General features: G+C 69.5%; 12 protein-coding genes and 1 pseudogene. 7 read left to right on the forward strand and 6 right to left on the reverse strand.

The genetic code is table 11. The features are described 5' to 3' along the window. Positions 1-130 precede the first annotated feature (130 nt). Positions 131-1,513: an MFS transporter gene (locus tag NE236_RS43025; RefSeq protein ID WP_252848104.1), complete on the reverse strand. Its 1,383-nt coding sequence runs from the start codon at positions 1,511-1,513 to the stop codon at positions 131-133. 38 nt (positions 1,514-1,551) lie between these two features. On the opposite strand from NE236_RS43025, the gene NE236_RS43030 reads away from it, so the two are divergent. Beyond that, positions 1,552-2,508 carry a GlxA family transcriptional regulator gene (locus tag NE236_RS43030; protein WP_252848105.1) on the forward strand — a complete coding sequence of 319 codons (957 nt, stop codon included), beginning with the start codon at positions 1,552-1,554 and terminating at the stop codon, positions 2,506-2,508. 172 nt (positions 2,509-2,680) lie between these two features. Here the strand turns inward: NE236_RS43030 and NE236_RS43035 are convergent, their stop codons facing one another. Beyond that, on the reverse strand, positions 2,681-2,857 hold the full coding sequence (locus NE236_RS43035) for an alpha/beta hydrolase (protein WP_252848106.1): 177 nt from the start codon (positions 2,855-2,857) through the stop codon (positions 2,681-2,683). On the opposite strand from NE236_RS43035, the gene NE236_RS45455 reads away from it, so the two are divergent. The 3 genes from NE236_RS45455 (at position 2,781) to NE236_RS43045 (ending at position 5,046) form a co-directional block, all read left to right on the forward strand. Continuing rightward, on the forward strand, positions 2,781-3,035 hold the full coding sequence (locus tag NE236_RS45455; protein ID WP_372494545.1) for a Tn3 family transposase: 255 nt from the start codon (positions 2,781-2,783) through the stop codon (positions 3,033-3,035). The two genes, NE236_RS43035 and NE236_RS45455, sit on opposite strands and share 77 nt — an antisense overlap. A 464-nt stretch (positions 3,036-3,499) precedes the next feature. Beyond that, positions 3,500-4,444 (forward strand): SDR family NAD(P)-dependent oxidoreductase, encoded by a 945-nt coding sequence (locus NE236_RS43040; protein WP_252848107.1) that lies wholly within the window; start codon positions 3,500-3,502, stop codon positions 4,442-4,444. Beyond that, positions 4,441-5,046, forward strand: a complete 606-nt coding sequence (locus NE236_RS43045; RefSeq protein ID WP_252848108.1) for a TetR/AcrR family transcriptional regulator — start codon at positions 4,441-4,443, stop codon at positions 5,044-5,046. Before NE236_RS43040 ends, NE236_RS43045 begins: the two co-directional genes overlap by 4 nt. A gap of 91 nt (positions 5,047-5,137) precedes the next feature. On the opposite strand, the gene NE236_RS43050 is transcribed toward NE236_RS43045, so the two are convergent. Both NE236_RS43050 and NE236_RS43055 read right to left on the reverse strand, forming a co-directional pair. Next, positions 5,138-5,428: a YbaK/EbsC family protein gene (locus NE236_RS43050; protein WP_252848109.1), complete on the reverse strand. Its 291-nt coding sequence runs from the start codon at positions 5,426-5,428 to the stop codon at positions 5,138-5,140. Further along, positions 5,398-5,652: pseudogene (locus NE236_RS43055) on the reverse strand (EamA family transporter); the annotation flags it as partial. The gene NE236_RS43050 and the pseudogene NE236_RS43055, both read right to left, overlap by 31 nt. Positions 5,653-5,832: 180 nt before the next feature. Between NE236_RS43055 and NE236_RS43060 the strand changes: the two are divergent. Further along, positions 5,833-7,359, forward strand: coding sequence for an ISKra4 family transposase (locus tag NE236_RS43060; protein WP_252848111.1), 1,527 nt, complete (start codon positions 5,833-5,835; stop codon positions 7,357-7,359). A 60-nt stretch (positions 7,360-7,419) separates the two neighbouring features. Here NE236_RS43060 and NE236_RS43065 read toward each other — a convergent pair whose 3' ends face one another. After that, positions 7,420-8,406: an aldo/keto reductase gene (locus NE236_RS43065; RefSeq protein ID WP_252848112.1), complete on the reverse strand. Its 987-nt coding sequence runs from the start codon at positions 8,404-8,406 to the stop codon at positions 7,420-7,422. A 152-nt stretch (positions 8,407-8,558) separates the two neighbouring features. On the opposite strand from NE236_RS43065, the gene NE236_RS43070 reads away from it, so the two are divergent. Beyond that, complete coding sequence (locus NE236_RS43070) at positions 8,559-9,548, forward strand: NAD-dependent epimerase/dehydratase family protein (protein WP_252848113.1); 990 nt, start codon at positions 8,559-8,561, stop codon at positions 9,546-9,548. Next, complete coding sequence (locus NE236_RS43075) at positions 9,511-10,770, forward strand: nucleotide disphospho-sugar-binding domain-containing protein (protein ID WP_252848114.1); 1,260 nt, start codon at positions 9,511-9,513, stop codon at positions 10,768-10,770. The genes NE236_RS43070 and NE236_RS43075 overlap by 38 nt, the downstream gene beginning before the upstream one ends. 12 nt (positions 10,771-10,782) lie before the next feature. Here the strand turns inward: NE236_RS43075 and NE236_RS43080 are convergent, their stop codons facing one another. Beyond that, positions 10,783-11,586, reverse strand: coding sequence for a cyclase family protein (locus tag NE236_RS43080; RefSeq protein WP_252848115.1), 804 nt, complete (start codon positions 11,584-11,586; stop codon positions 10,783-10,785). Positions 11,587-11,850: the final 264 nt, after the last annotated feature.

Raw genomic sequence — 11,850 nt, forward strand, 5'->3', positions numbered from 1 at the left:
AAACGAGCCATCAACTCCAAGTACCGCGCCGTAGGCCGCGACCTCGACCACCGCACCCACAAGACGACCATCCAGATCGCGGTCACCGGCTTGCCCAACCACCCAGACCCCTAACCGAACGGCATTGGGCCTAGTCCGGGCTTGATGTGGACGCTCGCACGTCGTGCGCTCGTGCTTCTTGCCTGACGCCGGAGAGAGCGTCCCTCGACATCGATCCCGTCCGGGTGAGCGAGACGATCAGTCCAGCGGCTGTTATGGCGAGTGTTGCGGCGGCGTAGATGATTGCTGCGGGCACCAAACCGATGGCGTCACTGAGGAAGCCGGCCACGATGGTAGGGATGCCATACGCGAGATAAGCGACTACGTAGACGGCGGAGAACAGCTTCGCGCGCTCCTGCGCTCGCGTCAGCGGAACAAGGAGCCCGAGCGTACTGGAAAAGACGGCGCCGAAGCCGAGGCCGGTGATGATCGCGCCGCAGATGATGAGCGATGCGAGGCCCGCCGCGAACGAGCACGCCTCCAGCGACACACCGGCGAGGACCGCTGCATATCCGGCGAGCATGAACCGCCGGGGCGGCATCAGCGGGCCGAGTACGAGCGCGGAGACGGCCGCAGCCAGGGGCTGGGCTGCGACCACCAGGCCGAGGGCGGCTCCGCTGGTGATGTGCAGGGCTTGATGGACGATCGACGCCCCGAGGCCGAGGACCAGCCCGGCCGACATCCAGATCCCGATCATCCCTGGGGCAGTGCGAGCGAACGCGGTCCGGGCCGCGGATGGAACGCCGATGCGCGACACGAGGGCATCGCCGATCCCTTGACGCTTGCCGACCGTCTCAGGCGAGGCCGCTGTGACGACGATGGCGATGACGATGATCGCGAGTGCGGCTCCGAACACGACTGCGGCGGGTGCTGCCGCGAACTGGATGGCGACGCCGGTCAGGACGACGCCGATGCCGAGACCGGCGACGGATGCGATGCTCACGACCAGTGCTGCGACCTTCTTCTGCGCCGCTGGTGCGACCTCGGCTATGTAGGCGCTGAACGCGCTCGTGGCCGCTCCCGTCGCGAAGCCCTGCAGCGCCCTCGCGACGATGATGACGCCGATATCCGGGGCGAACAGGAACACCGCCATCGCGACCGCCTGGAGTGCGAGGGCCGCGATGAGTACCGGACGGCGACCGATTCGATCCGACAGGGAACCGATGACGAGGAGCGCGAGGAGGAGCGCGAAGGCGTAGATCGCGAACGCGACCGTCAGCTCGCTGTCGGGAAAATGCCAGTGCTGCTGGTAGACGACCAGCAGGGCGCTCGGTGCTCCCGCGGCGGCCATCACTGCCATGAACGCGATAGCCGATGTGACGAAGGCGACGACCGGCGGAACCGTTGGACGCGGCATGGAACCCCTATCCACTCGACGTAGGACCGAACCCGACTGGACGGCCCACTCAGTGTCGAGCGGTTGGACGACACCCTCCAGTGGCAAGAATGCCAATATGTGCGAGGATTTCGCCACAGGGGATTGATCGCCGCGGGCTGAGGAGATGGACGACGATGAGTTCGCACCGGGTGATGGTGCTTGTGCTGGATGGGGCGCTCCCGCTCGACGTCGGCATCCCGACCCAGGTGTTCCATCCGCGTGACGGACTCCCGTACGAGCTGACAGTGTGCGGCGTCGCTGCGGGAACGGTGCCGTCCAGTGAGGGTTTCGGGTACGCGGTGCCGCAGGGTCTCGACGCGCTGATCGGGGCGGACACCATCATCGTCCCCGGCTACGCGCCGGTCGGCCGACCGATCCCGGCCGCAGTGCACGATGCGCTTCGGAGGGCGCATGCAAGAGGAGCCCGCATCGCATCGATCTGCTACGGCGCGTTCGCCCTGGCCGACGCGGGTCTGCTGGAAGGGCGGCGCGCGACAACGCATTGGGACGCGGCGGAGATGCTGGCGCTGCGCCATCCGGACATCCTGGTGGAGCCCAATGTTCTGTTCGTCGATGAGGGTTCGGTCCTCACATCAGCCGGTGTCGCGGCGGGCATCGACCTGTGCCTTCACATCGTCCGGCGCGACCTCGGCGTGAGCGTGGCGAACGACATCGCCCGCCGTCTGGTGACGGCGCCCTATCGGAGCGGCGGCCAGGCTCAGTACCTTCCCCGAAGCAGCCCGGCACCGCATGGCGATACGCTCGCGGCGACCCGAGAATGGGCGCTGACGCGCCTCCACGAACCGCTCGCAGTCACCGATCTCGCGACGCACGCGCGGATGTCGCTGCGCACCTTCATGCGCCGCTTCGCCGAGGATACCGGCGACACGCCGCTGCAGTGGGTCCTGCGCGCTCGGGTCGACGCTGCCCGAGCGCTCCTGGAAACCACGAAGCTCCCGGTCGACCAGATCGCCGAGCGCGTCGGACTGGGAACCGGATCCAACCTCCGCCTGCATTTTCGGAGAATCCTCGACGTGTCGCCGACCGAGTATCGGGCCGCGTTCTCCGACCGGACGATTCCGACTCCCTGAGCGGGAACTTCTAGATCCACGGCTACCGGACCTCCTTCTGAACAGCGGCGATGCATTGATCACTTGAGCGCGCCATCGTTTGCCGACAGGCGGGCCGGAGTGGGGCGTCGGCAGAGCGAGGATGTGGGCCTATGGCTGCCTCTACGGCCCGTGGGTCCGGAGTGGCGGGTGGTCACCCCGCCAGGTACTTGCCGAGGAACTCGGCGAGCTTGGCGACGGCGGGGGTGACGTATTCGTCCTTGTCGTAGAGGTCGATATGGGTGGCACCGTCGATGACGACCAGGCCGCTCCAGCCCGTCTCCCGCCAGCACGGGCAGGTTGAGCGGATCCGGCAGAATTGGGAGGACATGCTCCGCGTCCCCGGGTCGCTCACGACTGGCAAGGTGCGGGCCTACGACCTGCTGCGGATGATGACCAGCGGCGACCGCATGACGGGCCTGGGCGACGCGTTCGCGAACTACGCCTGTCGACCCGTTCGAGCCGGGGAATGCGGGCCTTCCGGGCCAGCACGAGCGCGGCATCCTTGAGCGCCGTCGTCCTGCGGTGCCGCACCATATGGTGCAGCCGCTCGTTGGCGTTCAGCAGCTCCAGCCCGGCCGGGAAGCGGAGGACGAAGTCAGCAGGGCGGGCGTCCGCTTCATCGAACACCGGGATCCCCCTCCGCGGCCGGCCGGCGCACCCCGGACAGCGGCCTGCCGTACCCGGCGGCGCAGAGCAGCGCGCACACCTCGTCCAGGTGCATCTGCACCGGCGCCCGTTCGCGCCGTCTCGTGCCGTACGCGTGTCGGGTCTCATCACCTGGGTGACGGATCGTTCTCAGGACGTGGGTGACACGTCCGGCTAGATGATCATGCTTGGGATTTCAGTTCAGCCGTCACCGTGGTGTCGATCAGCCGGCGTGTCAGCTGCGATTTCGTCGCTCGATGCGAAGTGAACCATGGCATGTTACGGTACTGAGTACCATTTGGAACTCGATGCCGAGGAGTCTGTCATGGATAGCCGGACTATCGTGTTGACGGGAGTGACCCGCGGTTTCGGCCGCGAGTCCGTCGAGTTGCTGATCCGGGAACGGCCGCAGGACCACTACGTCGTGCTGGCTCGCCGGGGCGGCGAACGCCTCGCTGCGGAACTCGCCGAGGCCACCGGCGCTTCCGGGGTCACAGGCGTGGACTGTGACCTCGCTTCGCTCGCCGAGATCAGGCGGGCGGTGGAGGAGATTCTGCGTGGGCTCGACACCAGGTACCTCCCGCCGCTCGGTGGCTATCTCGGCAACGCCGGCCTGACGGTCACGACGACCGAGAAACGCACCACGGACGGGTACGAGATGACCTTCGGGGTCAATGTGCTGTCCCACTACCTGCTCGTCAGGGAGCTGCTGCCCCGGTTTACCGGTCCGGGCTGGATCGTGCTTACCTCGAGCGACTGCCACTTCGGGCAGTTCCGCTACACGCTCGGCGCCACGCCGCCGCCGCGCTGGGAGACGCCGGAACGACTGGCCACGCCTCGTGCCGGTGGAGCGCGGGAGGCCGGGCGGGCGTACGCGACCAGCAAACTCGGCGTCATCTACCTGACCCACGCGCTGGCCCGCCGCCTGCCCGAGAGCGTCGGCGTCTACTCCTACAACCCGGCGCTCGTCGCAGGCACCGATTTCTTCCGCCACGCCCCGGGGCCCGTGCGGGGCGTGCTCAACGGATTCTTCCAGCTTCAGCGATTCCTCGGCCGGGGCATGACGCCGCAGCAGGCGGGCGCCCGGCTCGCTGAGACGATCCTGACCGGGCTGACCGCCCGGACCGGGTCCTACCTCGATCGCGGCCGCAACGTCCCGTCGTCGCCAGAGTCGCACGACGAGGCCCGCGAGGAGGAGCTGTGGCGCGAGGCCGCCCGCCTCGTCGACGCTGACCGCCGGGCGGGCCGGGCGGATATCCTGGCCGAATGAGCACGAACAAGGTTCCGGTGGAGTCATTGCGGGACCGCAAACGCCGCCAGACCCGGGAACGGATCATCGAGACGGCCTTCGCGCTCTTCATGGAGCGGGGGTTCGATGTCGTCACCGTGGACGAGATCGCCCAGCGGGCCGAGATCGGCCGCACCACCTTCTTCCGCTACTTCGGCGACAAGCAGGAAGTCGTCTTCTCTACCGAGGACGACTTCCTGCGCGCGCTCACGGCGGCCATGCGCGATGCGCCCGCCGAGCCGCTCCAGGATCTCGCGCAGGCACTGGCCACATCTCGGCGGCTGCTGCTCGCGATCTGCGCTGAGGCCGCCCGCAACCCCGGCCACTACGCGGTTTACCACCGTCTGGTCAAGCAGCACCCCGAGCTCGAAGATCGGCACACCCGCAAGACCCGGCACTACGCCGACCTCCTCGAGAAACACCTGATCGACCACGGCACCCCGCCGGCCACCGCCGTCCTCGCCGCCCAGTTGACCCTCGCCTGCTACCAGGCGGCGTGGCGCCTCGGCAGCCACGACGCGACGGCGGTGCTCCGCGAGGCGAATGACACCTTCGACCTTCTGCTGGGCGCCACCGCCGCATGACCGGCGGACCGGCCTTCGCTCAGCCGGGACATGCGCCACCTCGCAGCGGGCTCGATCACCAATCCAGCACTCGGGCAGATACGGTTCCCGATCAGTCGGCGACGACGTGTCTCCATCCGAGGTAGCGGGCGTCGAACAGCTGGCGGACGGCGTCCAGGTCGACGCGCCGGTCGCCGGGGACGACCGCGAGCACGAGGCGGGTGGTGTACCGGTCGGTCTTGACTCTGAGGATGATGCACTTGGCTGTGTGGGAGACGGGGTGACCGCGCAGGGCACTGACCGATTCTGTGGTGCCGTCCGGTTCGTGGTCGATGAGCCGGTAGGGGGTCTGGGCGGTGTCGGACAGGGCGATCAGGCGCTGGTAGGTGTCGGGGTGGGGCACGCTCTGTCCTCTTCCACGGTTTCGGCGGTGGTGGTGCGATGGGTGCGTTCGATGGCCTGGCCCCAGTACGTTCCGGCGATCATGAGCATGGCGCCGAGGGAGGCCCACACGGTGAGCCGTTCGCCACCGAGACTGATCCCGATCGCGACGGCCCAGATCGGCTCGGTGCCCAGCAGTAGGCTGGCCCGGCTGGCGGAGGTGCGTTGCACGGCCCAGGTCTGGGCGAGGAATGCGAACTCGCTTGCTGGTGGAACGCGGCTGGCTGGACGAGGAGGTCCCCGGCTTGTTCACCCCGGCCCGCCGCCGAACCAGGGGTTCGCTCAACACCCGCTGACAATAGGGCTCTTCCGCCTACATTCGAAGGTGCGACCCATATCGGATGCAGGACTGGAAGAGCCCCGGAGATGAAACCGTACGACACTCACAACCCAGCTGACCCCTTTGCCCGCTCCCTCAGCGCCTTCGAGACGCTGATGGGCACCCTGTCGGGCGACCAGGCAGGCGCGTGGACCCACGCGGAGCTGGAGGAACACCTCCAGGTGGCCGGGCGGGAGCTGTTACGGCAGCTCCTGCAGGACCACTTGGACCTGCGCACCCGGCGGGAGGAGGACCAGCTCGGCGCCGATCCCCGCCCGGTGGTGACCGGCCCGGAAGGGCGGGCGCGGCCATGGCGCGAGAGCGGCCACGCGCGCCTGTTGGCCAGCGTGTTCGGGCTGGTCCGCGTCACCCGGGCCGCCTACCGGGGCCCGGGCGTTTGCAACGTCCACCCCGCCGACGCCGCCCTGTCGCTGCCTGCGGGCCGGCACTCGATGGGCCTGCGCAGGCTCGCGGTCACCGAGGCCGTGCGGGGCTCGTTCGACCAGGCCCACGACGCGATCACGCACCGTTGCGGGAACGTGCCGGGCAAGCGGCGGCTGGAGGAACTTGTGGTCGCCTCGGCTGTCGACGTCGACGCCTTCTACCGCGCGAAGATCCCGCTGCCGTGCAGCCGGGACATGCCGCTGGTCCTCCAGGTCGACGGCAAGGGCGTGGTCATGCGCCCGGAGGCCTTGCGCGAGGCGACCCGCCGGGCCGCCGCAAAAGCCGCTGGCGGCCACCGCGCACGGCTCGCGCCCGGGGAGAAGCCCAACCGTAAGCGGATGGCCACCGTGGCCTGCGTCTTCGACATCCGCCCGGCCCCGAGACGGCCCCATGATGTGATCCATCCGCCCGGGAGCCGCAGCGATCAGCGCCGGGCCCGGCCCGGGCCGAAAGCCGAGAACAAGTGGTGCACCGCCTCCCTGGTCCGCCCGCCAGAACAGGTCATCGCCGACGCCTTCGACCAGGCCCACGCCCGCGACCCGAAGCATCTGCGGCCCTGGATCGTCCTGGTCGACGGCGCTCGCCACCAGCTCGACCTGATCACCGGCGAGGCCGGCCGACGCGGCGTCACCGTGCACCTTTTGCTGGACTTCGTCCACGTCGCGGAGTACGTCTGGGCGGCCGCCCACGCTTTCTACAAGCCCGGCACCGCCGAGGCCGAGACCTGGGCCGCCGACCAACTGACCGCGATCCTCGCAGGCCACGCCGCCCGCGCCGCCCACGGGATGACCGTCCAAGCCGACGGGGAAGCACTCCCGGCTGCCCGGCGCGAGGCCGTCGACGCCTGCTACCGCTACCTCACAGGCCACCTCGACCAGCTCCGCTACGACACCGTCCTCGACAAGGGCTGGCCGATCGCCACCGGCGCGGTCGAAGGCACCTGCCGCCACCTGATCGCCGACCGCCTCGACATCACCGGTGCCCGCTGGGGCCTGCCCGGAGCCGAAGCCGTCCTCCGACTACGCGCCCTCGTCTCCAACGGCGACCTCGACGTCTACTGGCGCTTCCACGCCACCCGCGAGCACCAACGCCTCTACCCCGACCAGCAGAACTACCACCTCACCGCTTGATCGCGACCTTCACTCGAAACGAACCGCACCCAATCCCCTTCCTTCGGGAAGGGGAGGAAGTCACCAGCACCAGGCCTCGGGGGCGGGGCCGCCGTTGCCGATCGGCGGGAACAGTTCGTCGAGCTGCGTCAGCGTGGTGTCCGGTAGCCGCAGATCCAGGGTGCCGGCCGCCGCCTCAAGGTGCTCGAAGGTCCGAGGTCCGATGACGGGGGCGGTCACACCCGGCCGCGACAACACCCACGCCAGGCCGACCCGTGCCGGATCCTCGCCCAGGTCCGCGCAGAGCTCCTCGTACTTCTGCACCTCCGCCCGCAGCGTCTTCAACGCCTCCACGGCGCGGCCCTGCGCGCTTTTCACGGCCGTGCCCGCGCGTTGCTTGCGCAGCGCGCCGCCGAGCAGGCCGCCGTGCAGCGGTGACCAGACGAGCACGCCGAGGCCGTACGCCCGTGCCGCCGGGATCACCTCCATCTCCACGTGCCTGGTCACCAGGTTGTAGACGCACTGCTCCGAGACCAGGCCGAGGAAGCCGCGGCGCGCGGCCGCCTCCTGGGCCGCGCTCAGGTGCCATCCGGCGAAGTTGGACGAACCGACGTACCGGATCTTTCCCTGGGCGGTGAGCGATTCCATCGCCTGCCAGACCTCGTCCCAGGAGGCCGTCCGGTCCACGTGGTGCATCTGGTAGACGTCGATCCAGTCGGTCCGCATGCGCCGCAGGGAGTCCTCGCAGGCCGCGATGATATGCCGCGCGGACAGGCCGCCGTTGTTCGGCCAGGGATCCATCTCGCTGAAGACCTTGGTGGCCAGGACCACCTTCTCCCTGCGCCCGCCGCCCGTCGCGAACCAGGATCCGAGGATCTCCTCGGTGTATCCGCGACGGACCTGCCAGCCGTAGTTGTTGGCGGTGTCGAAGAGGTTGATGCCGAGGTCGAGAGCCCGGTCCATCAGCGCGTGGCTGTCGTCGGGATCGACTCTGGGCCCGAAATTCAACGTGCCCAGGCACAGCCGGCTGACCCGCAGCGCGGTACGGCCCAAGGTGGTGTACTCCATGGCCGGAGGCTGTCACGCCCCCCTTGACCACTACTCAATCATGACTCTAGGCACGCGGCCGATCCTGAGGGCGAAGGACGGGGCCCACGGCGAGATCGCACGGCCCGGAACGGCGCACGGCCACAGAACGACGAACCATCGGGAGGCCATCGGTGTCGGCTCGCGGCGTCGTCGTCCTCGGAGGGTCCGGGTTCGTCGGCCGTCACATCGCCACGGCCTTCGCCACCGCCGGCTGGGACGTCCTCGTCATCGGCCGCCGCAGGCCTTCCGATCTCGACCTGCCCTTCGCCCCGATGGATCTCGCCGCCCGGCGTCCCGACGAGATCGCCGGAACGCTGGGCGCGTACCGGCCGGCGGTGGTCGTGAACGCCGTGGGAGCCAACTGGAACGCGTCGCATGCCCAGATGCGCCGTTCCAACACCGAGGCCCCTCTCCGTACGCTCACCGCGCTGGCCCGCATGCCGACGCGACCCCGGTTCATCCATCTGGGCTCTGTCCTGGAGTACGGACCGGTCCCCGTGGGGACCATGCTCGGCGAGCGCGGCGAGGAACGTCCGGCGGGACCCGCCGGGCTGACGAAACTGGAGGCCACCCGGGCGGTTCGCCGCGCCTGCACCGCCGGTGTCCTCGAGGGGCTGGTGCTCCGGCTGCCCAACGTCACGGGGCCCGGCGCGCCTGTCGCGAGCCTGGCGGGCGTCGTCGCCACCGAACTCTCGGCCGCGTGGGAACAGGGCCGTCCGGCCGTCCTCGCCATCGGCCCGCTGAGCGACGTACGTGACTACGTGGACGTACGCGACGTCGCCGATGCGGTGCTGTCCGCCACCGTCTCGTCGGCCGGCGACCTCGTGCTGAATCTCGGCAGCGGCCGCGCGACGCCGGTGCGTGCGCTGGTCGATCTGCTGGTGGATGTCAGCGGCGTGCCGGCGACGGTGACGCAGCGACCGGCGGCGCCCGGGGGAGCGGCGGGGACGCAGCCGCGTGACGAGGTCCCCTGGATCCAGGTGGACGCCACCCGGGCACGTGCCGTGCTCGGCTGGCGGCCACGGCGATCACTCCGTGACTCGATGCGCGACCTCTGGCTCGATTTCAACGTGGGAGATGGGTATGCGAGTGCTCTTCACCGTCTCGAACTGGACGGGTGACTATTTCTGCATGATTCCGCTCGGCTGGGCTCTCCAGGCCGCCGGGCACGAGGTCAGAGTGGTCTGCCCCGAGCAGCAGACCGAAGGGATCCGCGCGTCGGGCCTCACGCCCGTGCCGATCCTGAAGGGGCTGGACACCACCTTCATGCTCCGCTTCGGCCTGCTGATGAAGACCCTCCAGGGCAGACGGACGCTGCCGGACCTACCGCTCCCGCTCAACCCGCTCGACGGGGAACCCCTGCGACGGTTGGAGGACTTCGACGTCGAGACCGCCGCGCATCACCTCAGGACCCGCGCCGGCGAGGCGCTGGTCCACAACAACGACGTCACCGTGGAGTTCGCCAGGGCGTGGCAGCCGTCCCTGGTCGTCCACGACATGATGGCCTCGGAAGGGGCCCTGGCGGCCCGGCTCCTGAAGGTGCCCTCGGTCTACCACTCGCCGGGCCTGTTCGGAACGGTTGACGACGAGATCGACCTCGGGCCCGAGGATCCCTCCAACGCCTTCCTGCGCTACGGCCAGCCCGCGTGGAGCCGTAGCCAGATCGAGTTCGTCATCGACCCGTCTCCGGACGCCGCGGCGGCGCGCTGCGGGGAGGGGGAGCGGATTCCGGTGCGCTATGTCCCCTACAACGGTTCGGGCGCATTGCCCGCCGAGGCGCTGGAGGCGTTGGAGGAGTTGCAGTCGCCGTCCCGGAGGCCCCGCGTGTGCCTGCTGTGGGGGCGTTCGGCGCCCAGTGCCTTCGGCGTCCATGTCCCCGCGTTGCGGTGGGCCGTCGACGCCGTGCTGGACGAGGGGGCCGATCTGACGCTCACCGCCGGGGCGGACCAGGTCGCGGCGCTGGGAGAACTGCCCGGCCGCGTGAAGGTGCACCGCGACTTCCCGCTCCACCTGCTGCTCGGCTCCGCCGACGCCATCGTCCACCACGGCAGCGTCAACCCCTTCATGACCGCGGCGCTGGCGGGGATCCCGCAGCTGTCGCTGTCGCTCGCCGACGACCAGATCGTCATGGGGGAGAGGTTCGCCGCCACCGGTGCGTCGCACAACCGGCCCGCCCTCGTCGCCACGAAGGAAGAGATCCGGGAGGCGGTCCGCGAGCTCGTCGGGGACGCCGAGCGGAAGGCGGCGGCGGAACGGCTCCGCGCCGAACTGCTCGCCCGCCGCCCCCCGTCGGAACTGGTCGGATCCCTCGAGCGGCTGACCGCCGTCGGTGATCTCGGCTGACGGTGGTCGCCCTCACGAGTCGACCAGCGCCACCGCCCTGGTCCAGCCCGCGCCCGCGCCCACGAGCTTCACGGGGAGACAGGAGACCGTGAAACCGGTCGGCGCGGGCAGCAGGTCAAGGTTGGCCAGGTTCTCGATCTGGCAGTACTCCCGTCGGCGGCCGACCAGGTGGGCGGGCCACAGCACTCGCCGGTCGCCGGTCCGCTGAAACTCGGCGATCATGTGCCCGAACGGGGCGTCGAGGCTGAAGGCGTCGGTTCCGATCACCCGCACGCCGAGGTCGAGCAGCAACTCGACCGCGGGCCCGTCCAGGCCCGTGAAATCGGTGAAGTAGGCGGGGGTCCCGGCCAGCGCGTCGGCTCCGGTCCGCAGCAGGACGATCTCTCCTGGGGCCGGTGCGCGGCCGATGCGCTCGAACTCCTCGGCGAGCCGGCCGGCGCCGACCGCACCGACCGGCTCCTCGGACACGTCCAGGACCACGCCCGGAGCGAGGAACCATTCCAACGGCATCTGGTCGATGTGCCGGGGAACCCCGTAGGCGGCCCGCGACCCGTAGTGGGAGGGGGCGTCCACATGGGTGCCGGTGTGGGTGGTGAGAGTCAGGGTGTCCAACGACAGCAGTTCCCCGTCGGGCAGGACCGAGGGATCGAAGTCGACTCCGAAGTGCTCGCGCATCCCCTCGGCCATGTGCCGTGCCCCTTCGGCGGGGGACATCACCTCGTGCGTGATCGGGTTGGCCTCCCAGGCGGCCGCGTCGATGCGGGCCGACAGGTCAATGATCTTCATGTGGTCCGGACGTGGTCCGTTGGAGGGCATGGCCGCCGCCTTTCTGTGGGTCCACGGTCTGTGCCCAGGCTCGCCGGGCCGTCTCGACTCCCACTGGAACGCGGCTGGAAGGTTGACTTCCTCCTCCTTCTGAAGAAGGGGAATTCCCATCGGCCGTGTGGCCGATTCGGCCTTTAGGCCGGGCGCCTCACGGCGCGGGTTTCCTGTTTCAGCGCCGACTGCGGAAGGGAGGACCCTTGCCGTCTGACACCAGCTCCACAGGCATCACCAGAGGATCTCTCCCCGGCTACGGCT

The sequence above is a fragment of the Actinoallomurus purpureus genome (genome assembly GCF_024055795.1).
Taxonomy (GTDB): domain Bacteria; phylum Actinomycetota; class Actinomycetes; order Streptosporangiales; family Streptosporangiaceae; genus Actinoallomurus; species Actinoallomurus purpureus.

Bases quoted from the DNA above. Each gene is read 5' to 3' on its own strand.
- NE236_RS43030 (WP_252848105.1), top strand. From the start codon at position 1,552: ATGAGTTCGCACCGGGTGATGGTGCTTGTGCTGGATGGGGCGCTCCCG.
- NE236_RS45455 (WP_372494545.1), top strand. From the start codon at position 2,781: ATGACGACCAGGCCGCTCCAGCCCGTCTCCCGCCAGCACGGGCAGGTT.
- NE236_RS43035 (WP_252848106.1), bottom strand. From the start codon at position 2,857: ATGTCCTCCCAATTCTGCCGGATCCGCTCAACCTGCCCGTGCTGGCGG.
- NE236_RS43040 (WP_252848107.1), top strand. From the start codon at position 3,500: ATGGATAGCCGGACTATCGTGTTGACGGGAGTGACCCGCGGTTTCGGC.
- NE236_RS43045 (WP_252848108.1), top strand. From the start codon at position 4,441: ATGAGCACGAACAAGGTTCCGGTGGAGTCATTGCGGGACCGCAAACGC.
- NE236_RS43060 (WP_252848111.1), top strand. From the start codon at position 5,833: ATGAAACCGTACGACACTCACAACCCAGCTGACCCCTTTGCCCGCTCC.
- NE236_RS43065 (WP_252848112.1), bottom strand. From the start codon at position 8,406: ATGGAGTACACCACCTTGGGCCGTACCGCGCTGCGGGTCAGCCGGCTG.
- NE236_RS43075 (WP_252848114.1), top strand. From the start codon at position 9,511: ATGCGAGTGCTCTTCACCGTCTCGAACTGGACGGGTGACTATTTCTGC.
- NE236_RS43080 (WP_252848115.1), bottom strand. From the start codon at position 11,586: ATGCCCTCCAACGGACCACGTCCGGACCACATGAAGATCATTGACCTG.